Source organism: Williamsia soli, assembly GCF_017377795.1.
Taxonomy (GTDB): Bacteria; Actinomycetota; Actinomycetes; order Mycobacteriales; family Mycobacteriaceae; genus Williamsia; species Williamsia soli.
The window spans coordinates 1-22,908 of sequence record NZ_JAFRDR010000004.1; the positions used below are offsets into that span (position 1 = coordinate 1).

At 63.0% G+C, this 22,908-nt stretch carries 20 protein-coding genes; 10 read left to right on the forward strand and 10 right to left on the reverse strand.

The window, feature by feature from the left end; all coding sequences use genetic code 11:
- The first annotated feature begins 14 nt into the window (after nucleotides 1-14).
- On the forward strand, nucleotides 15-1,238 hold the full coding sequence (locus J3S28_RS11955; RefSeq protein ID WP_207840855.1) for an acyl-CoA dehydrogenase family protein: 1,224 nt from the start codon (nucleotides 15-17) through the stop codon (nucleotides 1,236-1,238).
- Nucleotides 1,239-1,270: 32 nt separating this feature from the next.
- Here the strand turns inward: J3S28_RS11955 and J3S28_RS11960 are convergent, their stop codons facing one another.
- Nucleotides 1,271-2,008, reverse strand: a complete 738-nt coding sequence (locus tag J3S28_RS11960) for an SDR family NAD(P)-dependent oxidoreductase (protein ID WP_207840857.1) — start codon at nucleotides 2,006-2,008, stop codon at nucleotides 1,271-1,273.
- Between the two features lie 123 nt (nucleotides 2,009-2,131).
- Between J3S28_RS11960 and J3S28_RS11965 the strand changes: the two genes are divergently transcribed.
- From J3S28_RS11965 to J3S28_RS11980, 4 genes are read left to right on the forward strand one after another with little or no spacing between them, the layout of a single operon-like run.
- Complete coding sequence (locus tag J3S28_RS11965) at nucleotides 2,132-4,264, forward strand: hydantoinase/oxoprolinase family protein (protein WP_207840859.1); 2,133 nt, start codon at nucleotides 2,132-2,134, stop codon at nucleotides 4,262-4,264.
- Nucleotides 4,261-6,006, forward strand: a complete 1,746-nt coding sequence (locus J3S28_RS11970) for a hydantoinase B/oxoprolinase family protein (protein WP_207840861.1) — start codon at nucleotides 4,261-4,263, stop codon at nucleotides 6,004-6,006. Before J3S28_RS11965 ends, J3S28_RS11970 begins: the two co-directional genes overlap by 4 nt.
- A 45-nt stretch (nucleotides 6,007-6,051) precedes the next feature.
- Nucleotides 6,052-7,242: an LLM class flavin-dependent oxidoreductase gene (locus J3S28_RS11975; protein ID WP_207840863.1), complete on the forward strand. Its 1,191-nt coding sequence runs from the start codon at nucleotides 6,052-6,054 to the stop codon at nucleotides 7,240-7,242.
- Between the two features lie 10 nt (nucleotides 7,243-7,252).
- Nucleotides 7,253-7,603 (forward strand): VOC family protein, encoded by a 351-nt coding sequence (locus J3S28_RS11980; protein WP_207840865.1) that lies wholly within the window; start codon nucleotides 7,253-7,255, stop codon nucleotides 7,601-7,603.
- A 74-nt stretch (nucleotides 7,604-7,677) separates the two neighbouring features.
- On the opposite strand, the gene J3S28_RS11985 is transcribed toward J3S28_RS11980, so the two are convergent.
- From J3S28_RS11985 to J3S28_RS12000, 4 genes are all read right to left on the reverse strand, one after another.
- A complete protein-coding gene (locus J3S28_RS11985) occupies nucleotides 7,678-8,976 on the reverse strand; it encodes a bifunctional 3,4-dihydroxy-2-butanone-4-phosphate synthase/GTP cyclohydrolase II (protein ID WP_207840867.1) in 1,299 nt (432 codons plus the stop codon).
- 68 nt (nucleotides 8,977-9,044) lie between these two features.
- The gene (locus J3S28_RS11990) at nucleotides 9,045-9,560 is read right to left on the reverse strand and encodes a flavin reductase family protein (protein WP_207840869.1); all 516 of its coding nucleotides are present in this window, start codon (nucleotides 9,558-9,560) and stop codon (nucleotides 9,045-9,047) included.
- Between the two features lie 21 nt (nucleotides 9,561-9,581).
- On the reverse strand, nucleotides 9,582-10,649 hold the full coding sequence (locus J3S28_RS11995) for a hypothetical protein (protein WP_237341483.1): 1,068 nt from the start codon (nucleotides 10,647-10,649) through the stop codon (nucleotides 9,582-9,584).
- Nucleotides 10,649-11,719 carry an LLM class flavin-dependent oxidoreductase gene (locus J3S28_RS12000; RefSeq protein WP_207840871.1) on the reverse strand — a complete coding sequence of 357 codons (1,071 nt, stop codon included), beginning with the start codon at nucleotides 11,717-11,719 and terminating at the stop codon, nucleotides 10,649-10,651. The genes J3S28_RS11995 and J3S28_RS12000 overlap by 1 nt, the downstream gene beginning before the upstream one ends.
- A gap of 96 nt (nucleotides 11,720-11,815) precedes the next feature.
- On the opposite strand from J3S28_RS12000, the gene J3S28_RS12005 reads away from it, so the two are divergent.
- Nucleotides 11,816-12,631: a MaoC/PaaZ C-terminal domain-containing protein gene (locus tag J3S28_RS12005; protein WP_207840873.1), complete on the forward strand. Its 816-nt coding sequence runs from the start codon at nucleotides 11,816-11,818 to the stop codon at nucleotides 12,629-12,631.
- Nucleotides 12,632-12,655: 24 nt separating this feature from the next.
- Here J3S28_RS12005 and J3S28_RS12010 read toward each other — a convergent pair whose 3' ends face one another.
- The gene (locus J3S28_RS12010; protein ID WP_237341484.1) at nucleotides 12,656-13,801 is read right to left on the reverse strand and encodes a thiolase C-terminal domain-containing protein; all 1,146 of its coding nucleotides are present in this window, start codon (nucleotides 13,799-13,801) and stop codon (nucleotides 12,656-12,658) included.
- Nucleotides 13,802-13,849: 48 nt separating this feature from the next.
- Between J3S28_RS12010 and J3S28_RS12015 the strand changes: the two genes are divergently transcribed.
- The 4 genes from J3S28_RS12015 (at nucleotide 13,850) to J3S28_RS12030 (ending at nucleotide 17,645) form a co-directional block, all read left to right on the forward strand.
- Complete coding sequence (locus tag J3S28_RS12015) at nucleotides 13,850-14,257, forward strand: Zn-ribbon domain-containing OB-fold protein (protein WP_207840875.1); 408 nt, start codon at nucleotides 13,850-13,852, stop codon at nucleotides 14,255-14,257.
- 142 nt (nucleotides 14,258-14,399) lie between these two features.
- Complete coding sequence (locus J3S28_RS12020) at nucleotides 14,400-15,431, forward strand: phosphotransferase family protein (RefSeq protein WP_307797064.1); 1,032 nt, start codon at nucleotides 14,400-14,402, stop codon at nucleotides 15,429-15,431.
- A 34-nt stretch (nucleotides 15,432-15,465) separates the two neighbouring features.
- Nucleotides 15,466-16,674 carry an acyl-CoA dehydrogenase family protein gene (locus J3S28_RS12025; RefSeq protein WP_207840879.1) on the forward strand — a complete coding sequence of 403 codons (1,209 nt, stop codon included), beginning with the start codon at nucleotides 15,466-15,468 and terminating at the stop codon, nucleotides 16,672-16,674.
- Nucleotides 16,674-17,645, forward strand: coding sequence for a phosphotransferase (locus J3S28_RS12030; RefSeq protein WP_207840881.1), 972 nt, complete (start codon nucleotides 16,674-16,676; stop codon nucleotides 17,643-17,645). Before J3S28_RS12025 ends, J3S28_RS12030 begins: the two co-directional genes overlap by 1 nt.
- A 223-nt stretch (nucleotides 17,646-17,868) precedes the next feature.
- Here the strand turns inward: J3S28_RS12030 and J3S28_RS12035 are convergent, their stop codons facing one another.
- The 4 genes from J3S28_RS12035 to J3S28_RS12050 all read right to left on the reverse strand — a co-directional run bounded on the left by J3S28_RS12035 (nucleotide 17,869) and on the right by J3S28_RS12050 (nucleotide 22,885).
- A complete protein-coding gene (locus tag J3S28_RS12035; RefSeq protein WP_307797066.1) occupies nucleotides 17,869-19,437 on the reverse strand; it encodes an MFS transporter in 1,569 nt (522 codons plus the stop codon).
- A gap of 61 nt (nucleotides 19,438-19,498) precedes the next feature.
- Nucleotides 19,499-20,869 carry a dihydrolipoyl dehydrogenase gene (lpdA, locus tag J3S28_RS12040; protein WP_207840883.1) on the reverse strand — a complete coding sequence of 457 codons (1,371 nt, stop codon included), beginning with the start codon at nucleotides 20,867-20,869 and terminating at the stop codon, nucleotides 19,499-19,501.
- Nucleotides 20,870-20,936: 67 nt separating this feature from the next.
- Nucleotides 20,937-21,965 carry an alpha-ketoacid dehydrogenase subunit beta gene (locus tag J3S28_RS12045; RefSeq protein WP_307797067.1) on the reverse strand — a complete coding sequence of 343 codons (1,029 nt, stop codon included), beginning with the start codon at nucleotides 21,963-21,965 and terminating at the stop codon, nucleotides 20,937-20,939.
- Nucleotides 21,962-22,885 carry a thiamine pyrophosphate-dependent dehydrogenase E1 component subunit alpha gene (locus J3S28_RS12050; RefSeq protein ID WP_207840885.1) on the reverse strand — a complete coding sequence of 308 codons (924 nt, stop codon included), beginning with the start codon at nucleotides 22,883-22,885 and terminating at the stop codon, nucleotides 21,962-21,964. Before J3S28_RS12050 ends, J3S28_RS12045 begins: the two co-directional genes overlap by 4 nt.
- Nucleotides 22,886-22,908: the final 23 nt, after the last annotated feature.

The following is a 22,908-nucleotide window of genomic DNA, read 5'->3' on the forward strand; positions in this document are numbered from 1 at the left end:
GAACGGATTAGGCAATGGATTTCACTTTCGACTCGACTACTGAGGACTATCGTTCGCGGTTGCTGGGTTTCATGGACGAGTTTGTTTATCCGAATGAGCATTATTTTCATGACCGGCCGGGCGAGGGCTCTCTGCAGTGGGAGCGGCCGGCAGTCATGGCGGATCTGAAGGAGCAAGCGCGTAGCCGTGGCTTGTGGAATCTCTTTTTGCCTCATCACGCAGAGGGTGCGGGTCTGTCGAATCTGCAGTACGCACCGCTGGCCGAGATCACGGGCTGGAGTCCAGAAGTCGCCCCCGAGGCTCTGAACTGCAATCCGCCCGATACGGGGAACATGGAGTTGTTGACCATGTTCGGGTCTGAGGCTCAGAAGCACGATTGGCTGGCGCCGTTGCTCGATGGGAGCATTCGGTCTGCGTACTGCATGACCGAACCGAATGTGTCGTCTTCTGATGCGGCCAATCTGGTCACATCGATCACCGAAGACGGGGACCACTGGGTGGTGAACGGCACGAAGTGGTGGTCGACCGGTGCGATGAGCAGCGATTGCAAGGTGCTGATCGTGATGGGTGTGTCCGACCCTGACGCGGATGCTCGGGGGCGGCACAGTTTGGTTCTGGTACCGACCGACACCCCTGGTGTGACCGTTGAGCGGGGTCTGGAGATCTTCGGGTTCACTCACGGTGCGCATGGTGGTCATGCGCAGGTGCGTTTCGATGGGGTCCGGGTTCCCAAGGCGAACATGCTGGGGGAGCGTGGTCGTGGGCAGGCGTTGGCGCAGGCGCGCTTGGGGCCAGGGCGGATCCATCACTGCATGCGGATGATCGGTATGGCCGAGCGCGCGATCGATCTGATGTGCCGCCGCGCCAATGAGCGCGAAGCATTCGGTAGTCGTCTGGCCGATCAGGGCATTGTGCAGCATTGGATCGCGCAGTCTCGGGTCCGTGTTGATCAGCTGAGATTGTTCGTTCTTCGTGCGGCCTGGTTGATCGACACCGTGGGGGCGCGCGAGGCGCGTACGGATATCTCTGCTATCAAGGTGGCGGCGCCGGACACCACGGAGTGGGTGTTGGACAAGGCGATTCAAGTTTTCGGGGCGGGTGGGATGACGCAGGACCATCCTTTGGCGATGCTGTGGGCGCAGGCCAGGACGATGCGCTTCATCGATGGTGCCGACGAAGTCCATCGGATGGTTGTAGCGAAAAGCGAACTGCGTCCGCGGGCGGTACCTGGTGGTTGAAGTGTTCAGGCGACCCGGGCGGCGTTCGCACCTCAGGGCATGACGATGCCGCCATTGACACTGAGAATCTGGCCGGTGGTATAGGACGAGAGGGGCGAGCACAGATAGTCGACGGCTGACGCCACCTCATCTGCGGTGCCGAGTCGGCGCATCGGGATTCCCCCGCGCAGTTTCTCCATGAAATCGGGATTGCCGCTGGCAACATCCTGCAGCATCGCCGTCTCGATGAGTCCGGGACAGATGGCGTTGCTGGTAACGCCCCTTTTGGCTGTTTCCCGGGCCAGCGATTTTGCGAAGCCGAGCAACCCTGCCTTGGTGGCGGAGTAGGCGCACTCGCCTCCGCCGCCCGCGCGGGCACTGTCTGTGGAGACGAAAACGATTCGTCCCCACCCGCGCTCGATCATGTGAGGAACAACCAGCTGTGACAGCAGCATGGGGGCGCGTAAGTTCACCTGCCACATCGCATCCCACGTCGCCGGTTCGCTCTCCGTGAATCGCTCGACACGGGTGAGTCCGGCGTTGTTCACGAGAATGTCTATCTCGTCGAGCCCGCTCAGTCGCGCGGTGATCTGATCGGGGTCACCAAGGTCGACCTCGCAGACTTCGGCATCCGTCAGGGTGTCGGCGACTGATTTCGCGGCTGCGCCGTCGCGGTCGACCACCACGACTTTTGCGCCCTGCGCAGACAGATTCCGGGCGATGGCGGCACCGATACCCGCCCCCGCCCCGGTCACCAGAGCAGTCTTGCCTGCCAGTTGTGAGGAAGTCATAGCGATGATTCTACGAGATCAAGCAAGCATTTGGTCAAATAAATCCCAAGTTCCTCCGATCACGAGAACATTCCGGCGCAACCAGCTAGACAAGCGCTTGTTCAAGTAACTACTCTGTGTGGCATGTCACTAGTTGCACCCAGCGCGGCACACGGATATGCCCTCGGGATCGATGTCGGCGGAACCTTCACCGACGTCGTACTCGCCGGACCGTTCGGTCAAGAGGCCGTGGCCAAAACCCTGAGTACTCACAACGACCCGACCGAGGGGATACGAACCGGCGTACGACGCGCATTGGACGTGGCCGGAGTACGGCCCGACCAGGTGACGCGCGTCGTTCACGCCACCACGTTGGCGACGAACGCGATCTTGGAGAACAAGGGCGAGCGGGTTGCCCACATCGGCACAGCCGGTTTTCGCAGCCTTCTGCCGCTCGGTCGGTACGCACGTGTGGAGGAAGACCGGTTCGACACCTTTTTCGACCCACCCGCCGCACCGATACCCGCCGAGGACTGCTACGAGGTCGTTGAGCGGATGGACAGCGCCGGACAGGTCGTCGTGGCTTTGGACGAATCGTCGGTGCGAGACGTTGCCGAGCGGATTCGCCTGCGCGGGATCGAGTCGGTGGCAATCACGCTGCTCCACAGCTACGCGAACCGTCGTCACGAAGACCGCGTCGGCGAGATCGTCCGCGAGGTTCTGGGTCCTGACGCCACCGTGGTGACATCAGCAGAGATCTGGCCCGAGGTTCGTGAATACGAACGTACGACGACCACATTGATGTCGGCCTACATCGGACCGGTGATGGTGAAGTATCTGCGCAACCTGGAGCGGCGTCTTGCGGATATGGGGGTCGAGGCCCGGGTGCAGGTCATGGAGTCGGGCGGTGGCGTGATGTCGGCCGACCTCGCGGGTCGGCGAGCGGTGGCAACCATCGAATCGGGTCCTGCGGCAGGTGTACTCGCCGCGCGCGCGGCGGGCCTGGCCGCCGGCAGATCTGACGTCATTTCCTTCGACATGGGAGGCACCACTGCCAAGGCGTCCGTGATCCGGAACGGGATCGCCGCCATCACAACCGAGTTCCATGTCGGCGGCAAGGGGAGTTTCGGCGGACGACGCGCGGGTACAGGTGTCCCGATCAAGACCCCTGCCATCGACTTGGCGGAGGTCGGTGCCGGCGGCGGCAGTATCGCGTGGGTGGATCACGGTGGTGCACTGCGCGTGGGACCGAACTCGGCCGGCTCCGAGCCGGGCCCCGCCTGCTACGGCAACGGCGGTTCGGATCCCACTGTGACCGACGCCAACGTGGTCCTCGGGTATCTGGATCCGATCGGATTCGCCGGCGGCTCACTGGAACTGCGGCCTGATCTCTCGGCGAAAGAGATCGAGGAGAAAGTGGCTGGTCCGATGGGCGTCGACCTGTCGGCGGCGGCCAACGCAATTCATCAGATCGCCAATGCGGCAATGGCATCTGCGGTCCAGGTCGTCACGGTACAACGCGGGCTCGACCCCAGAGGTTTTGCGGTCGTCGCGTTCGGTGGTGCCGGTCCGATGCATGCAGCCCGGGTCGCCGAGCCATTCGGCATCGACACTGTGATCGTGCCACCGTCATGTGGCGTCGGATCGGCGGTGGGTCTCCTCGGTACAGATCTGAGCACGGACCGGGTGATGACCCGGATATGTCACGAGAACGACCTCGCCGCAGCGGATGTCGATGCCGCCTTCGCAGAATTGGCAGCTGCGGGAACTGTAGATCTCGGCGTCGACATCGATGGTCCGTCGACACGGATCGAGAAGTCGCTGGACGTCCGGCTGGCGGGTCAGGCACACGAACTGACGATTCGGCTGAGCGACGACGCCGACAATTGGAACGATGCTTCGCTCGAGAAGCTGCGCGTCGGATTCGCGGAGAAGTACCAGGAGGCGTACGGAATAGACGGCACCGGTCCGATCGAGGTGGTCAGTTTCCGGGTTCGGGTGACCAACCTGGTGGAGAAAGTTCCACTGGGTCAAAGGGCGACACCCAGTGCCGTCCAGGGTCCCTCGCGCAAGCGGGCGGTGTGGTTCCAAGAGTTCGGCGAATACCGCGAGACGCCGGTGTACGAGCGCGACGGTCTGATCGGTGGGACGTCCGTGAGCGGACCGCTCGTCGTGGCCGATTCTGAATCCACAATCGTGGTCCCACCGACCTGGAGTGCGCGGGTCGACGACGAGTTCAACGTTATTTTGACCCGTACCGCCCAGGAGGCGAAATGACCGATGTGATTCTCGACGACCGGCTCGATGCGGCTGACGACCTGACGTCCGAGGTGCTGCGTAACGCGTTGGTGGTGGCAGCGGAGGAAGCCAGCATCGTTGTGGTGCGCTCGGCGTATTCGACCTTCGTGGTCGAAGGATCCGACGCCTCGGCTGCGTTGCTGGACAAGACCGGCCGGCTCATCGCCCATTCGATGGCGACCACGCTCATGAACAGCATGGCGTTGTCTGTCGCGGTTCCGTTCCTCCTCGAGGACATTCCTGCCTCCGAGATGCGTCCCGGTGATGTTTTCGCCACCAATGATGCCTACAAGGGTGGGGTTCATACCAACGACATCCTCATCTTCAGGCCGATATTCGTCGCCGGGGTCGTGGAGTATTTCGCTGCCACCCTGATTCACGTGTCGGACATCGGGGGCGCTTCCGCGGGCGGAATGGCTTCGTTGGCAACGGAGATCTTCTCCGAAGGCCTCCAGCTACCGCCGGTGCTCATCGCCACCGCCGCTGGACTCGAGCGCCCGATCATGGAGATCCTGGCCCTCAACAGCCGGACTCCGGAGAAGGTCAAGGGCGATGTCCGTGCGTTGATCGCCGGCGCGAGTACTGCGGCGCGGCGGGTCGAGGAACTGATCGACACCTACGGCGCGGCGGGTTTCTCCGACGGAGTCACGGCGTACCTCGATTACACCGAGACACTGACCCGCAAGGCGGTCGCTGAGCTGCCCGCCGGCACCTACGTCGCCGACTACACCATCGACGACGACGGAGTGACCGATATCCGGGGACACCGGGTTCAGGTGACGGTCACGATCGACGGTGACGGAGTCCGGCTGGACTTCACCGGCACGGACGGGCAGGTCGCTGCAGCCGTCAACTCGAGCATCTCGCAGTCGCTGGCCGCTGCAGTGTTCGCATTCCGCTGCTTCATCGACCCCGAGATACCCATGAACGATGGATGTCTGCGCGTACTCGACGTCCACCTACCCCTGGGGTCGCTTCTCAATGCGGAGGCCCCCTACCCGTGCGGCGGACGCTTCCTTCCGGCCTACGCTGCCATGGAGGCGGTCCTGACGGCACTGTCGGATGCGGTTCCCGAGCGGGCCATCGCCGCATCGGGCATACTTCAACCCTTTTCGATCGCGGCCACAACCGCTCCGTATTGGGTGCACCTCGCCTACGAGTTCGGCGGCGTGGGTGCTCGATACGGCAAAGACGGACCCGACGCGACGGGGATCCACTTCGGCTTGGGACGGAACTCGGTTCCTCAGGTCGAGCCGGTCGAGACGCGCTGCCCCCTGCTCGTCGAGGGCGTCGAGTACATCCCCGACTCAGGTGGGCCGGGAAAGTGGCGTGGTGGGCTGGGCACCAGGACCACGTTCAAGCTGCTCGCGGATGCGTACATCACCACCCGTGGAGATCGACTCGCCATGGGCCCGCGCGGCCGCGACGGAGGAATGCCCGGAGTGACCGGAGCATTCCTCCGGCGAACCGTCGACGGTGAGACGATTCGACTCGCTTCCAAAGTCAGCAATCACTTCTTCGCCGCCGGGGACCGCTTCATCGTCGAGACCAGCGGGGGTGGTGGCATCGGCGATCCGTCGACGCGCTCTAGGGACGATATTGCTGCCGATCATCGATCCGGCCGCATCACCAAAGAAGGCGCCCGACGCGATTATGACGTCGTGATCGATGACAGTGGAGAAATCGTGTCCGGCGCCGGCAATGCCGCACCCCCTGCGTGAATCCGTTCGAGTCGAGTTTCAAACCAAACTAAGGAGTGACCGCCGGTGACCGCACGCGAGAGCAGGATGAAGTTCGGGGTGTTCCTCGGTCCTGAGCACAAGCCATCAAACAATCCGACCTGGGACCTCGAACGGGACCTTCAGTTCATCGAGCACCTCGACCGTTTGGGTTATGACGAAGCCTTTGTCGGAGAGCATCATTCGAGTGGGTGGGAGATCATCTCCAGTCCCGAGCTGTTCTTGGCCGCGGCCGCGCAGCGGACGCGGGACATCAAACTCGGCACCGGGGTGATCTCGTTGCCTTACCACCATCCACTGATGGTGGCCGAACGAATGACCCTGCTCGACCATCTGACACGAGGCCGGTTGATCATGGGTGTCGGACCGGGTGCGCTTCCGTCCGACGCCGCGATGATGGGGTTGGAGTATTCCTCGCTGCGCGAGCGCATGGAGGAGTCCCTAGAAGCGATACTGGCACTGTTTCGCGCCGATGGACACATTGATCGCAAGACCGAGTGGTTCGAACTGCGGCAGGCACAGTTGCAGATGTTGCCCTATTCGCGTCCGCATCCGGAAGTTGCTGTTACTGCCGTGATCTCGCCAGCCGGTGCGACGTTGGCGGGTCGATTCGGGTTGCCCATGTTGGCGCTGGCCGCTGCCACCGACGCCGGTAGCAAGGTACTCGCCGAGCACTGGGACATCTACTCCGAGCAGCGCGAGCTGCACGGTCACGGACCAGGAAACCGGGCAGATTGGCGACTGGTCAGCGTGATTCATGTGGCGCCTACCCGTGAAGAGGCCGAGCGTCAGGTCTCGTACGCCATCGAAGAGGCCGGTCGCTACCTCTTCCGCGATGCGAGTTTCCTGAAGGCGATCTTCCAGACGTCGGGCATGGACCCGGACGCACCAATTCTCGACATCTTCCGGGCGTCGAATCTCGGCGTTGTCGGCACACCCCAGGACGCGATCGACCACATCGAGAAGATGCAGGAGATGTCCGGAGGCTATGGAACACACCTGATCCGCGTCCTTGATTGGGCGTCCCCGAGGGACACGCTCGACTCGTACGAGTTGTTCGCACGTGAGGTCGTTCCGCACTTCCAGGATTCGAATCGGCGCCGAATCGAGAACTGGAACACGTTCCACAACTCCGAGGACGACTTCCAGGTGGCACTCGGAGCAGCAAACGCTCGGGCACGTGCACGCTACGAGGCAACCAAGAACAACGCAGTGTAAGAGAGGGAAAATGACACAACAGGTTTCGGTGGGGAACGTACTGTACCCCGTGAAAGACGTCGATGCGGCCGTGAACTTCTACGCGTCCGTGCTGTCGCTGGCGACCAAGTTCCAAGACGGTACGCGATTCGCTGCGCTCGACGGTGGCAGCGTGAGTGTGGCGTTGGCCGGAGACGAAGAAGACGTGACCGACGGGCGAGTCGCCGCCTCGTTCAAGGTCGACGATGTGCAGCAGGCCGTCGACAGCGCGGTGAACAACGGTGCGAGAGTGTTGCGCGCGCCGGAACAAGGACCGCACGAGATCCGCGCGGTCCTGATCGATCCCTGGGACAACCCGTTGGTCGTGTATTCGCGGACCTGACCGGAGATCATCACCTCACCTACGACAAGAGCCATAGCCCGTGGGGCTATGGCTCTTGTCGTAGGTCTGTCGGATCACATCGCGAACCGGGCCTGCGGATCGCCGCCGATCTCATGACCCATGCGCAGTTCCTTGGTGCGCAGGTATGCGCGATTGTGCTGGTTGACGTGTGGGGGTCGCGCAACACGCTCCACAACGGTGATCCCGTGTTCTTCGAGTGCAGCGGTCTTGTCCGGGTTGTTGGTGATCAGGCGAATACGATCAACGCCCAGGTCGCGCAGGATGGCTGCCGCCTGCCAGTACTGCCTGGCATCGACGGGCAGGCCGAGATCGAGATTGGCATCGACAGTGTCTCGTCCCTGCTCTTGCAACGCGTAGGCCGCGATCTTCGCGCCGAGGCCGACTCCACGCCCCTCGTGCCCGCGGACATAGACGAGGACGCCACGCCCTTCATATGCGATGGCCCGGAGTGAATCCTGCAACTGTGGCCCGCAGTCGCAGCGAAGCGAACCGAGGACGTCGCCTGTCATGCATTCACTGTGGAGTCGCACCAGCGGGGCGGCATCGGATGTGCTGGCCGCGAGATGTGGGGATCCGATGACCAGAGCGAGATGCTCGACGCCGTCGCGGTCGACGAACACGTGCCCGGTGAACTCGCCGTCCATGGTGGGGATCTGAGCGGCGGAGACGCGTGACACCTGGGGTTCGTTGCGCCGACGGTAAGCGATCAGTTCCCGCACCGAGATGATCGGCAGGTCATGTCGTCGCGCAAATGCGAACAGTGATGGTCTCCTGGACATCTCACCGTCGTCGTCTACCAGCTCGCAGAGCACTCCGACCGGTGCGCACCCGGCGAGAGAACACAGATCGACTGTGGCCTCGGTATGGCCGGCGCGGACGAGAACACCACCGTCGCGGGCACGTAGCGGCATCACGTGTCCGGGTCGGGTGAGGCCGTCGGGAGTGGTGCGCGCATCGGCGAGGGCGCGCGCGGTCGTCGCGCGGTCCTTCGCCGAGATGCCGGTGGTCACCGACGTGCCGGCGTCCACCGACACCGCAAACGCCGTGCGCAACGACTCGCCGTTGTTCTGCTCGCTCACCATCAACGGAAGATCGAGCTCGTCTGCGCGTTCGCCGGTCATTGCGACGCAGATGAATCCGGAGGTGTACCGAACGAGGAACGCCATGTTCTCGGTGGTTGCGTGCTCCGCGGCGAGTATCAGGTCACCCTCGTTCTCCCTGTCCTCGTCATCGACGACCACGACGGGTCGCCCGGCCGCGACAGCGTTGATTGCGTCCTGGACGTCGTCGAAACGAGGGGAGCGGTCGGGGCCGGGGTTGGGGAACGGTTGTGGTGCTGCAGGTTTTCTCATGGTGGCTCCTGATGCGGGATGGAAGTGATCAGCCCCGGCCGCGGTCGAGGCTGATCGGGTACATCGGACTACTCGCTGAGCAGTCGGCTGTATTTGCCCTTGTGGAACAGCAGGGGCGCGCGTCCGTCGGCGTACAGGTGGTTCACGCGAGAGACGACGATGACATGGTCGCCTGCAACATGTTCGGCATCGACCTGCGCCTCGATCCACGCAACAGCGTTGTCGAGGATCGGTGCGCCATTGGGTGAAGGACTCCAGTCGAGGCCGGCGAACTTGTCGCCACCCTTGACCGCGAGCTGGCGCCCGACGTGTTCCTGGTCTTCGGCGAGGATGTTGATCACGAACTTTTCGGCACGTTTCACTGCAGGCCACGAACCGCTCGAGTGCGCCACGCAGAAGGCGACCAAGGGCGGGTCGAGGGATACCGATGTGAACGAGTTGGCGGCGAGTCCAGCGCCTTTGCCGGTGTCGGGATCGATCGCCGTGATCGCGATCACTCCGGTGGCGAAGTGTCCGAGCACCGATCGCAGCATGGTGGAATCGACCGGTTCGAATGCGGCAGCGGGTTCCGAGGTGGTTGTCATCATGTCCTCCATTGAGTGATGTCAGGCGTGGATGTGGTGTCCGCGGTCGTCGCGAATCGACGGTGGCTCGGGCGACTCCCGAACTACCGGGTCGATCTCGACGTCGATCGAGATCGGGGTGAGGGTGGTCAGAGACTGCTTGATCCGGGAGTGCCACATACCGTTGTTGACGAGGCTCTCGCGGTTGAAGGCGACAACGACGGTGGCCGAGTCGAGGGTGCCCCGTCGGGCAACCCGTAACTCCCAGTGGGCGATACCATCGATGCCCTTGAGTGCTTTTGTCAGTGCATTCAATGACAACCATCGTCCCCGGATCAGGATCTGATCACCGTAGGTGTTGGTGGGCATCGACAGGACATCGGATTCGGTGAGATATCCGGTACGAACAACCTTGCTGCCCAGTACAGAATGCCACGGATAGCCGACGGCGAGTTCGAATCTGCCCTTGGCAGGTGCGGATTCGACTTCGACGAGTGTCAGAAGCCCGTCGCGGACCGGTGTGATCGTCTCGTCGGACGGCCCCTGAAATCCCAGAGGTAGTCCGCTGACCGGATCGGTGAACAGCTCGACGCACTGTGCTCCGAACTCGCGTGCGAGGTGTTCCCGGTTCCCGGGTTCAGAAATCTCGCCGGTCAGCAGAATGAGCCGGAGTTCGAGATCGAGAGGGTCGACCAGGAACTCGAGGTGAAGGCGCGCCAGGAAGTCTGCAACGCCGGTAGGCGTACCGATCAGGACGTTGGCTCGCAGGTGTTCGATCGTCCGTAGGAGACGCATCCGGCCCCGCGGTCCGCTCGAGGCCGCCGCCGACGCCACGCGGGACGCGGCCGTGGCGTAGGTGTTTCCGCCGAGATCACCGTCGTTGTTGAGCGCCACCACCACGCGATCTTTGTCGCGCAGGCCGGCCGCGGTGAGTGTCTCTGCCGCCAACCCTACGGCTGCCTCGGCATCGGCCGACGCGAGGGGGAACGCGTACTCCGCTGTTGGGTCGATCGAGAGCAGGCCTGTGGCCTTGCCGGCAGCGAAACCGTTGCGGGACAGCTCGGTGCGGCTCACCGCGCCGCTGGCTGGTGCATGTGTCGAAGTGCTCATCAGATCTCCACAACGTCTGAGGCGAACAGTTTGATGGAACTCAGCACATGCGAGTTGTCGAGTCCGCCGACCTGGAACTGCCCGATCAGGTCGGTGACCCCGGCGTCTTCGAGGCGCTGGACGCATTTGCGTGAACCGGCGACGTCGTCGATGACGATCATCAGATTGTCGCGAAGGGTCTCGATGGCTTGTTCTTGCGATTGTCCGGCTGCCAATGCGCCCAGGACGCGATGGCTGGCGTGGCGGGCGTCGTAATAATCTGGCGGTGCAACGAGATTCACCTGCCTACGGATGTACCACATCACCGCATCGGCGGCGTTGGAGAGAGCCTCGTCGGTGGTGGGTGCGACATGCCAGGGCACCATCAGTGCGATCTTCCGTGTCTCGGGATCATGGCCGTAGCGTTCGAGTTCTGCCTTGTACTTGGAGATGTCCTCGGCTACCTGATCGATACCGGTGAGCATGGTCATCCCGAGCAGGTTGTAACCGCGCCGCGCCGCCTGCAGGTATCCGTCCAAACTGGTCGATGCGACCCATACGGGCGGATGGGGTTCCTGGACAGGGCGAGGATAGACGCCTACGTCGGGAACGCTCCAGTACTCGTGCTCAGCGCTGAAGGGTTCGCCGTCGGCCTCCCAGATCCCCAGGACTGTGTCGAGGTTCTCCTCCCACAATGCCCGGGACTGTTCGAACGGTCGCTGAAAGGCCTGGTACTCCAGCGGAGAAGCGCCGCGTCCGGTTCCGAACTCGATTCGCCCGTTCGAGATGATGTCCATGGTCGCGACACGCTCGGCCGTACGGATCGGGTGCGAGAAGGGCAGCAGGACCACGCCGAGCCCGAGTCGGATCCGGTTGGTGATCGATGCCAGGGCGCTCAGCACGATGTCGGGCGCCGAGGAATGAGAAAAACCGCGGGTGAAGTGGTGCTCGACCATCCATGCCGTGGTGTATCCGAGGCTGTCGGCCAGGACCACTTGCTCGAGGAGGTTGTGAAACGCCTGTTGCTCCACCTCTTTGGTCCGTCCGCGTACTTCCAACTCGTAGCCGAGCCCTGCGCGCAGTTTCGCCATTCTCGATCTCCTATCAGTTTGTGTCCAACGACTGGCTTCGGCGACTTCCATCTCAGCGTAACCCAAGCGCTTGCTCAAATACTATAGTCTGGCGTCATGGACTTGAGTGAATGGTCGGACTTCGACCTGGGGACGAGGCTCGTGAGCTACGACGAGGACGACGTGATGCTCTACGCGTTGGCGGTCGGCGCCCAGGCGGGCGACCTTCCGCTCATCTTCGAACGCGATCTTCGAGTGCTTCCTACATTCGCTCTGCCGCTAGGTCTGTGGGTTGCTGATGCGGCGTCGTCGGCCGGCGCGTTTGAACCCGCGGCGGCTCTGCATGCCGAACAAGGACTGCGATCGTTTCGAGCGCTGCCGGGTTCCGGACAATTCGAGGTCACAGGCAGAATTTCGCAGGTGCGCGACACGGGACGCTCGGCCATCCTCGACATCACCGCCGAATCCGAGTTTTTCGCCGCGACCTACTCGGTGATCCTGCCGGGGCAAGGTGGCTTTTCCAAGGGCTCAGCGGTTGCTCAAAAGGCACCTTCCGAGAATCGTCCGGTCGGTACCGCCCGCGCCATCGGCCCGATGGCACTGTCCGAACGCGCGGCGGTTCTGTACCGGCTGACGGGGGACAAACATCTGATCCATGTGGATCCGAAAGCTGCCCGCGCCGCCGGATTTGCGAGGCCTCTGCTTCACGGATTGTGCACTCTCGGAACCACCGCCCTCGCGATAGCTCGTGACTCGGCGGCCGCCCCGTGGGAGCTAAGCGAGCTCGACGCCCGTTTCGCTGCGCCGGTGTATCCCGGTCAGATGCTCAATATCGTGACGTGGCCTGCCAACACCGGCACAGGCGGCTACTGCTTCGGTGCTTCGGTCGACGAAGCCGAAGTGCTGACCAGAGGGCGTATTTCTTTCTCGTGAGACGAGTCTCGTCGTCTGCCGCGTTCAGCTGCGCTCGAGGACGAGGGCGCTGCCGTAGCTCCCCCCGAAGCCCGTGCACAAGGCGATGGAGGGGGAAGGGACCTGGTTGACCCCCGCTGTGGCGCGTAGTTGTCGGACCGCTTCGAGCACGTTGTTGAGGCCGTGTACGTAGCCCTCCGACAGGAGGCCGCCGGACGGATTCACCGGAAGGTCACCGGAAGGGAGCGTGCGGCCTTCCCTGAACATGCTTCCTGCCCCGCCCGGTTCGCAGAACCCGAGGTCCTCGAGCTGTTGCAGGACGACCGGTGAATACGCGTCATAGATCATTGCCACGTCGATGTCGGAGGGTATGACACCGGCTGTTTCCCAGAGCTTTTCGCGTAGGTGGTGCGTGAAGAGCGTGCTGACCGAAGGCGCTTTGTCCATGGCGGACGCGCCCGGGCCGCCGCCACGTACGGCGGCGCGTATGCGTGGGCCGATTCGTGCTTGCGGGCAGTTGTCGGTGCGGCTGACCACCAGTGCGGCGGCAGCGTCAGTCTCCTGGCAACAATCCACTCTCCGTAGCGGGCTGGCGATCATCGGGCTCTTGTCGTATTCCTCGCGCGTGAGCCGGGTGCGGACCAGCGCTCGCTCATTGTCCGCCGCCAGCTCGCGCGATTGCATCACCACGGCTGCGAGGTCGTCGGTGGTGGCACCGCTCTCATGCATCCAGCGTGTTGTGGACAGCGCGAACAGATTCACTGGGCCCGCCATTCCGTAGGGAAGAGTGAACTGTTGCTCGCCACCGGCCATCGAGAGCGCCGCTTGGCCCATTCGCTTGCCGGATCGCCCGTTGAGGGCCCGGAACACCAGTACGTTCGAGGCGGTCCCACTCTCGATCAGCATTGCTGCGTCCCCGAGGATGGATGCGGATTGCGTTCCACCACCGAAGATTTCATTCGTCCAGATGCCGGGGTCGAGGCCCAGACGTTCCGAGACCTGATTCACCGGACAGGAATCGTTGAGGTGGTAGCTCAACACGCCGTCGATGTCGCCGGGTGAGAGATCGGCATCAGCGATCGCCTCGCGGGAGGCGCGCAGGGCGAGGTTCAAGGGATCGGTGCCGGAATCTCGACTGATTTCGGTCATCCCGATGCCGGATATGGCTGTGAGCCCGGAGAAGGACTGCATGGACAACTCCCTCTTGTTAAACAAGCGCTTGGTTGCGAGCATAACGTCATGTTGATCTTGCGTGCCCCGGACGTCGGAGACCTCTCCAGGCCCTTCTGGGAGGGGTGCCGAGAGCATGAGCTCCGACTGCAGAGGTGCCTGGCTTGTCTGCGTTTCATTCACCACCCGGAGCGAGAGTGTCCGTTCTGTCACTCGGCCGAGTTTCGGTTCGAGGCGGTTGAAGGAGTCGGCGTGGTGGACACCTTCACCGAGATCCACCGGACTTTCGTCCCTGAGTACCGCGGCGCTGAGCCCTACATCGTCGGGTGGATTGCATTGGCCGGACACGAGATTGTTCGGATGTTCGGCCGAATCGTGCAGTCGAGCAGTGCGCAGGTCGCGATCGGGTCGCCGGTGCACGTGGCATTCGACACGGTGCCGGGCTTCGGGGAAGTGCCGTACTTCGTTCTCGGCTGAGTCGCGGGCGACACGGATACGCTGTGGCGATCAAGCGATTGAATCAATCGATCCAAACATGTAGCGTGATCGGTGGTGGCACACGCCACACATGCATCTCCGGGCTGGCCGGCGAACCGCATGCGAGTTTCGGAGAGCGATTGTGCAGGAAGTCACGTCACAGGCGACAGTTCCCTTCGACCAAGAGATCGTCCGGCGCCACCTGATCGATCTCTATGAGGTCGACGAGCACGATCCCATCTCGGTGAAATTGCTGGCGGGTGGGCGGTCCAATCTGACCTACCAATTGGCGAGCTCCACCCGGACCTGGGTTCTGCGACGACCCCCGCTGGGTGAGCGGTTGGCTACCGCACATGACATGAGACGCGAGGTCTCGGTGCAGCGCGCACTCTCCGACACTCCGGTCCGCGTACCCCGAATCGTGTTTGCGACCGACGAGGACCACGCCGGGGGTTCGTACTATGTGATGGACAAGGTCGACGGCTCGGTGCTTCGGACCGACGCAGACTTCCAGCGGGTCACGCCTGGATCGCGCCCAGCGATGGCGCGCGAATACATTGCCGCCCTTGCTCTCCTGCACAACCAGGATCACGAAGCCCTGGGGCTCGGTGAGTTCGGGCGACCTGAAGGATATCTGGAACGCCAGATCCGGCGGTGGACCAAGCAATTGTCGAACTCGGCAACACGCGAACTGCCGCAACTCGGAAGCCTCGGTGACTTGCTCGCACGGCGCCTGCCGCCGTCCGGCCCGGCCGCGATCGTGCACGGAGACTTTCGCTTCGACAACATGATCATGGACCTCTCGCCCACTCCGCGGGTGGTCGCAGTTCTCGACTGGGAGATGTCCACCATCGGCGACCCGCTGACGGACCTCGGATTGGTGTACCTGTTCTGGGAGGGTTGGAGTGGCATAGACAACCCCATTGCCGGATCTCCGGGGTCGATCGAGGGATATCCCACGTTCGATGACTTGGCTGCCGACTACCAGCGCGCCAGCGGACAGGATCTTTCGAACCTGCCGTGGTACATAGCCTTTGGATTCTTCAAGATGGCCGTGATCCTCGAGGGCATCCAACGTCGCTACGTCGACGGCAACACGGTTGGTGAGGGATTCGAGAACATCGGCGACATGGTTGTTCCGTTGGCGTCGCGTGGACTCGACGCGCTCGGCTGACAACCCCTCCTGACATCGAAGAACGGATTAGGCAATGGATTTCACTTTCGACTCGACTACTGAGGACTATCGTTCGCGGTTGCTGGGTTTCATGGACGAGTTTGTTTATCCGAATGAGCATTATTTTCATGACCGGCCGGGCGAGGGCTCTCTGCAGTGGGAGCGGCCGGCAGTCATGGCGGATCTGAAGGAGCAAGCGCGTAGCCGTGGCTTGTGGAATCTCTTTTTGCCTCATCACGCAGAGGGTGCGGGTCTGTCGAATCTGCAGTACGCACCGCTGGCCGAGATCACGGGCTGGAGTCCAGAAGTCGCCCCCGAGGCTCTGAACTGCAATCCGCCCGATACGGGGAACATGGAGTTGTTGACCATGTTCGGGTCTGAGGCTCAGAAGCACGATTGGCTGGCGCCGTTGCTCGATGGGAGCATTCGGTCTGCGTACTGCATGACCGAACCGAATGTGTCGTCTTCTGATGCGGCCAATCTGGTCACATCGATCACCGAAGACGGGGACCACTGGGTGGTGAACGGCACGAAGTGGTGGTCGACCGGTGCGATGAGCAGCGATTGCAAGGTGCTGATCGTGATGGGTGTGTCCGACCCTGACGCGGATGCTCGGGGGCGGCACAGTTTGGTTCTGGTACCGACCGACACCCCTGGTGTGACCGTTGAGCGGGGTCTGGAGATCTTCGGGTTCACTCACGGTGCGCATGGTGGTCATGCGCAGGTGCGTTTCGATGGGGTCCGGGTTCCCAAGGCGAACATGCTGGGGGAGCGTGGTCGTGGGCAGGCGTTGGCGCAGGCGCGCTTGGGGCCAGGGCGGATCCATCACTGCATGCGGATGATCGGTATGGCCGAGCGCGCGATCGATCTGATGTGCCGCCGCGCCAATGAGCGCGAAGCATTCGGTAGTCGTCTGGCCGATCAGGGCATTGTGCAGCATTGGATCGCGCAGTCTCGGGTCCGTGTTGATCAGCTGAGATTGTTCGTTCTTCGTGCGGCCTGGTTGATCGACACCGTGGGGGCGCGCGAGGCGCGTACGGATATCTCTGCTATCAAGGTGGCGGCGCCGGACACCACGGAGTGGGTGTTGGACAAGGCGATTCAAGTTTTCGGGGCGGGTGGGATGACGCAGGACCATCCTTTGGCGATGCTGTGGGCGCAGGCCAGGACGATGCGCTTCATCGATGGTGCCGACGAAGTCCATCGGATGGTCGTGGCCACAAGGGAACTGCGCAGTCACTGATGCTTCTACGCTCGCCGCAGACCCGTTCGGTCGATCTCGGCTCGATTCGTCTGCGTCTCACCGCCGTCGGCGCCATAAATGGCAAAGCACCGCTCAACGTCAAACGTTGGCCGGCGGAACAGCACGCAGCGGTCCATCTGGTGGGCTCGAGTAGTGGTGTGTGGTTTCTCAAAATGCCACTCTCGGGCATACACACTGTGCCATCGGAGGTGCTGGCGCTCGACCTACTGCAGGGGAGTGATGTTCCGGTCCCCACCCTGGTCGCAGATGCGCAACTCGGGGCGTCTGCGGGTTATCTGGTCCGCCGGACTCCCGGTAGGACTGTCCACGAGGATGCGGAGGTCGCGCTCGTACCGAAATCGCATCGACACCGGCTGTCCGTCAGTTTCATCGATACCCTCGCCGCGATCCACGTGCACAAGCCCGCCGGTTGCGACCGGCTGCCGGTGGCGAGTTCGGCGGATCTGCTGACCCGGCTCGGCATGGAGTTGATGACACATGGTGCAACTCCCCAGGAGCTTCGCCTCCTCGAGTTGCTCGAAAGGACCCGGCCCCCGGGGCAGCGAGCCAGTCTTGTTCACGGTGACTACCGTCTCGGCAACGTCGTGATCGACAGTGAGAGACCCGAACATATTCTCGCGGTGGAAAATTGGGAGTTTGCCCAGGTCGGAGATCCGTTGACGGATCTGGCGATCGCAGCGACCTACTGGTCGACTCGGCCGACTTCAGCGGTGGCTGCGAGACCGGCAGCGCACGAGGGCTTCCCCCAGTTCGAGGATCTCGTCGATCGGTATGCCGGATCAACCGGGATCGATGTCGACGACCTCTGGTGGCATCGTGCCCTCGCCGGCCTCATCGTCGCACGGCGGTGGCGTGAACCACGCACGCCGGCGATCAAGAGGCGGCGTAGTTGTCGAGACACCACAGCGTTCTGCCGCAACCTGATCGATGACAGTCTCGGATTGTTCTGACCGCGGATATTCACACGCATCTGGTTTGGACTTCGCTGTGTGGCGGGGGGGGGGGGGGGGGCGGGGGCCCCCCCCCCCCCCCCACCCCGCCGGGGGCGGGGGCGCACACCGCATGGTGTTGTTTGTCTCGGCGGTGTCTAACCCCCTCGCGTTTGGTGGGGCGGGGGGGGGGGGGGGGGGGGGCCCCCCCCCCCCCCCCCCCCGCCACACGCAAGACCGGCTGTCAGTGGAGGATCAGCTCGTCTTCTGTCTGGCGCCCTCGGCGTATGAAGAGTGCAACGACGGATCCACCGAGCGCGACGACGGCCGCGATCCACAACGTGGTGTGCATTCCCGAAATGAAGGTCGTAGCCGTGATATCGGCCAGGGTGGCCTGAATTTCAGGTGTAGCGGATGGCACCGGCGGCGTCACTCCCTGAGCCACCAAGCGTGAGGCCTCGCCGCTGACCTCGGTGACCACACTCTCTGGGACCCCGGCGGCTGAAGCGTTCTCCCCGAACCGGCGAGCGACGATGGTCGCCATGATCGCGCCGAGGACCGAGGTGCCGACGATGCCACCGGCCTGACTTGCGGTCTGATGAACACCCGAAGCGGCGCCTGCGTCGGCCTCACTGGCGTTCCCGATCACGGCTTGTGCTGACGCGGTCATCACCAAACCGATTCCGAGGCCGAGTACTGCGAACGACGGGCACATTCCCCAGAAGTCGGTGGTCAGGTCGATCGTGGTCATGAGAGCGAGGCCGGCGGACGTGAGGAGCATTCCGATCACCAACGGTGGCCGGGGACCCCAGCGGCGGATCAGACCACCTGTCGCGGTCGCCCCGATCACGTTGGCGATCGACATCGGGAGCAGCTGCAGTCCTGCTGTCATCGGCGAATCCCCTTTGACCTGCTGCAGATACAGCAGCATGAAGAACAGCGAACCGACCATCGCGAAGAAGGTCAGCAGGATCATGGTCACTCCGATCGAGATCGATCGGTCACGGAACAACCGCAGGGGGACAAGCGGATCCGCAGCTCGTCGTTCGATCAGCAGAAATGCGATGCCCATGGCGGTGCCGGCGCCCAACGCAACCCACACCAGGGGAGCTGACCAGCTCTCTTCACCCGCGTGGATCACGCCATACGTCAGCGGGAGAAGCGCTCCGATCAGCAACAGGGCACCGGGAACATCGAACCGGGTGTTCGTGACCCGCTCCGGTTGCTTGATGACGACGATGCCGATGAGCGCGCTCACCACCGCGATCGGTGCATTGACGAGAAACGCCCAACGCCAACTGAGGCTCTCGACGAGGATGCCCCCGAGGATCGGGCCCCCGGCGCTGGCCGCGCCGATCAAGGCAGAGAACACCGAGATGGCCCACGGCAGTTTTTCGATACTGAATGTCGATCTGAGCAGCGACAGCGCATTGGTGATGATGAGCGCGCCGAACAGGCCCTGCAATCCACGAAACACGATCACCGACATCACGGAAGGAGACAGTCCGATCCCGACCGACGCCACTCCGAATCCGATGATTCCGACGATGAAGATCGTCTTTTTGCCGTATCGGTCGCCGAGGCGTCCCGCGAGGACAAGCATCGAGGCGAGGGCGAGCAAGTAGACATTGGTGATCCATTGCAGACCACCGAGGCTGGCCCCCAAGTCCTTGGCGAGAACCGGATTGGCGACGGCCGTGATGGTGCCGTCGAGCGCGACTATGAACACGCCCATCGCGATCGCCGCGAGAGCAGCCCAGGGATTGCCGGCCGCCCTTTCCTCGCGCTTGACGGTGGCGGTATCAGTTGTCACGTGTAAGCCTTCCAGCTGTCCAGAGGGAGCGTCATGGTCGATTTGGGGGGCTCGATCCACGTCACGAATGCGAGTGCAGCGGCTTGCCGGCCAATGCCATGGCTGCTTCGCCGAGGGATTCGTTTTGGGTGGGATGGGCGTGGATGAGCTGGGCATAGTCCTCAGGCGTCGTGCCGAGGTGTACCGCCATCGCTGCCTCTCCGACCTGCTCACTGATCCGCGAACCGATCATGTGGACCCCGACGATGGATCCGCCACGCTGCCTGACGAGTTTCACCGCTCCGCCGGTACCGAGGATCTGTGATTTGCCGTTGCCGCCGAGGTTGTATTCGACCGTGTCGACCTCGCCGAACTTCTCGGCCGCTTCGGCTTCGGTGAGCCCGACCGACGCTATCTCCGGATCGCAGTAGGTGACCTTGGGAATCTTCGAGTCCTCGATGGGATCCGGCGAGAGACCGGCGATGTCCTCTGCGACGAAGATGCCGTGCGCAAATCCGCGATGGGCGAGTTGAGGACCTTCGACGAGGTCACCCACGGCGTAGATTCCCGGCACGGTCGTCCGTAGGCGTTCGTTCGTCGCAACCCAGCCGCGATGGAGTTGAACTCCGAGTTCATCGAGGCCCAGGCCCGTTGTGCGAGGTTCGCGGCCGACGGCGACCAGGACGACGTCGGCATTCAGAGTTTGACCGTCAGCGAGCGTGACTGTCGCCGTCTCCTGGGTCTGCTCGACGCCTATCACCTTGGCGTTGGCTTTCACTTTGATCTTTCGCTTCCGAAAGGCTCGTTCGAGCTTCTTCGAGATGGACGGATCTTCCTGCGGTACCAGGGACCCCATCGTTTCGATCACGGTCACGTCAGCACCGAGCGAACGCCACAGACTGGCGAATTCCACACCGATCACCGATCCGCCGATGATCACCACCGTCTCCGGGATGTTCGGCAGGTTCAGCGCTTGTTCGCTGGTCATGACGCGACCCTCGATCGTCAGGCCTGGAAGGGTGCGGGCCAGGGCGCCGGTTGCCAGCACGAGATATTTGCCGGTGATGCAGTGTCCGTCGACCTCGACCGTCTTCTCGGAAACGAGCTTTCCTCTTCCGTCGATCACGGTGATTCCTGCGGACGCGATCAACCCGTTCAGGCCCTTGTGCAGACGATCGATGACCCCGGCTTTGTACGTGTTGACCTGGGCCATGTCGATGCCCGTGAGAGATGCGGTGACGCCGAACGAAGTGCTGTCACGAACGGTATCGGCTACCTCGGCGGCGTGGAGGAGCGCCTTCGTCGGGATACATCCGTTGTGTAGGCACGTCCCGCCGGTCCGATCCTGCTCGATGATCGCGACAGACATTCCGAGTTGTGCTGACCGGAGCGCACAGGCGTAGCCACCGCTTCCGCCACCGACGATCACGACGTCAAAAGTGTGTTCTGTCAACTGTTTTCCATTCTCAATGGTTCGGGGCGATAGGCGAGATCGCCTATCGCCCCGGGTGTGGATTGTGCTACTTGCTCGCCAGCTCTCGTGCGGCGAATGCAATCTGCTCGGGGGTAGGCCGCATCATCGCTTCCAGACGCAGCGTCTGAGGCGCGGGGACGTCCGGTGCACACACCCGGACCACGGGGGCCTTCAACGAAGCAAAGAGCTCCTCGTAGATCTTGACCGCGATCTCTGATGCCGGGCCGGCGGTCAGTGCTGCTTCGTTGACGACCATGGCGCGGCCGGTCTTCGCCACCGATTCGAAGACGGTGGGGTAGTCCAGCGGCACCAGCGATTTCAAGTCGATCACCTCGACGGAAATGCCTTCGGCTGCCAGCTCCGCAGCGGCGGTCAGACTTTCTTTCCGCATGTGGCCGTACGTGATGAGGGTGACGTCGGAGCCTACGGTCACCACCTCGGCAACTCCGATCGGAACCACGAAATCGGGGTCGGTCGGTACCGGGCCCTTGATGAAGTTGAGTGACCGGACCTCGTGAAAGAGGACAGGGTTCGGGTCACGGACGGCCGCCTTGAGCAGCCCCTTGGCGTCAGCTGCCGTTCCTGGGACCACAACCTTGAGGCCTGGCATGTGCATTCCGAGGACCTCGTAGCTGTTGGAATGCTCTGGCCCTGCGGCATCTTGGTGCCCACCCGGAAGGCGTATGACGGCCGGGAGTTCGAACTTTCCGCCGTGCATGTATCGCCACTTCGCGAGCTTGTGGTAGATCTCGTCGCCGGCGATGAGGGAGAACCCTGCGAAGCCCATCTGGATGATCGGGCGCATGCCGACCATCGCCGCCCCGGCCGCGGATCCGGCCATGAAGGCCTCGGTGATTCCGGAGTCGCGGACTCGTTTGGTTCCGAACTCTTCGGCGAGGGTCTTGGCGCCCTTCTTGCCGAAGAAGCCGCCGATGCTGACGCCTTGGCCAAGGGTGAAGACAGATTCGTCGCGCGCCATCTCCTCCCAGATTGCTGATTCGATGGCTTCGATGTAGCGCATCCGCTTGGTTTCGCCTTCGACGCGAGCGGCTTCGGCGCTGGTTACTGTACTCACGCGTACACGTCCTTCCAGAGGATGTCGGGATCGGCGACGGGCGCCGCGAGCGCGTCGGCGTAGGCCTGACGGACATCAGCCTCCGCACGTGCGATGACCGCGTTTGCGTCCGGGATTCGGGCCGAGAGGATGTCGATCGGGTCCCGATAGGTGTCGGCGTCCGCACGATGCAGGTCGCCTTCGTAGTGACCGCGGGTTCGGGTCACGTGAGCTTCGACGATGCTCGGTCCGTGACCGGCACGTGCGCGGGCAACTGCCTCAGCTGTCGCTTCGTGGACTGCGACGGCATCTTGCCCATCCACCTCGACCCCGGGAACCCCGTATGCGACACCGCGTTCGGCAACGGTCTTGGTCGGGCTGTACACCTCGAAGGGAGTTGCGACCTGCCAGTGGTTGTTCTCGCAGAAAAAGACCACGGGGAGGTTCCAGACCGCTGCTTGGGTCAAGGTCTCATGGAAGGTGCCGCGAGCGGCTGTCGCATCACCGAACGCGGCGAGCGCAACCTGATCGGTGCCGCGGATGTCGATGGCGAGGGCTGCGCCGCCGGCTATGACGAACGCACTGCCGAGCGTTCCGCCTTCGCCGAGCAAACCGATGGCGGGGTCTGCCCACTTCGGCGAACCGGCGCCTTTTCCGCCGGTCGAACCGGTGACCCGTCCGAAGATGTCGCCGACGACGGGCTCGAGGGCCATACCTTTGCCGAGGGCCCACGCTGAGCCGCGGAAATGGTACGCCAGGTAGTCGTCGTCGCGTAGCGCTGCGGTGGCACCGATCGGTGCCGCTTCATGTCCTTCGCCGGGATGCCAGTACCCATCGAAACGATTGTCTTTCGAATACTCCGTCACCACGCGGTCGATGGTGCGGGCGTACACCATTCGCTCGAGCATCGTGCGGAGCTGCTCGTCGCTGAGTTGCCCCATCGCGTTACCTCCTGTTGGATCCG

Excerpts from the sequence above, each read along its gene's own strand:
- J3S28_RS11980 (WP_207840865.1), top strand. The coding sequence starts at position 7,253 with ATGACACAACAGGTTTCGGTGGGGAACGTACTGTACCCCGTGAAAGAC.
- J3S28_RS11965 (WP_207840859.1), top strand. The coding sequence starts at position 2,132 with ATGTCACTAGTTGCACCCAGCGCGGCACACGGATATGCCCTCGGGATC.
- J3S28_RS11995 (WP_237341483.1), bottom strand. The coding sequence starts at position 10,649 with ATGAGCACTTCGACACATGCACCAGCCAGCGGCGCGGTGAGCCGCACC.
- J3S28_RS12010 (WP_237341484.1), bottom strand. The coding sequence starts at position 13,801 with ATGCAGTCCTTCTCCGGGCTCACAGCCATATCCGGCATCGGGATGACC.
- J3S28_RS11955 (WP_207840855.1), top strand. The coding sequence starts at position 15 with ATGGATTTCACTTTCGACTCGACTACTGAGGACTATCGTTCGCGGTTG.
- J3S28_RS12015 (WP_207840875.1), top strand. The coding sequence starts at position 13,850 with ATGTTGATCTTGCGTGCCCCGGACGTCGGAGACCTCTCCAGGCCCTTC.
- J3S28_RS11960 (WP_207840857.1), bottom strand. The coding sequence starts at position 2,008 with ATGACTTCCTCACAACTGGCAGGCAAGACTGCTCTGGTGACCGGGGCG.
- J3S28_RS12050 (WP_207840885.1), bottom strand. The coding sequence starts at position 22,885 with ATGGGGCAACTCAGCGACGAGCAGCTCCGCACGATGCTCGAGCGAATG.
- J3S28_RS11970 (WP_207840861.1), top strand. The coding sequence starts at position 4,261 with ATGACCGATGTGATTCTCGACGACCGGCTCGATGCGGCTGACGACCTG.
- J3S28_RS11985 (WP_207840867.1), bottom strand. The coding sequence starts at position 8,976 with ATGAGAAAACCTGCAGCACCACAACCGTTCCCCAACCCCGGCCCCGAC.
- J3S28_RS12030 (WP_207840881.1), top strand. The coding sequence starts at position 16,674 with ATGCTTCTACGCTCGCCGCAGACCCGTTCGGTCGATCTCGGCTCGATT.
- J3S28_RS12025 (WP_207840879.1), top strand. The coding sequence starts at position 15,466 with ATGGATTTCACTTTCGACTCGACTACTGAGGACTATCGTTCGCGGTTG.
- J3S28_RS12000 (WP_207840871.1), bottom strand. The coding sequence starts at position 11,719 with ATGGCGAAACTGCGCGCAGGGCTCGGCTACGAGTTGGAAGTACGCGGA.
- J3S28_RS11990 (WP_207840869.1), bottom strand. The coding sequence starts at position 9,560 with ATGACAACCACCTCGGAACCCGCTGCCGCATTCGAACCGGTCGATTCC.
- J3S28_RS12005 (WP_207840873.1), top strand. The coding sequence starts at position 11,816 with ATGGACTTGAGTGAATGGTCGGACTTCGACCTGGGGACGAGGCTCGTG.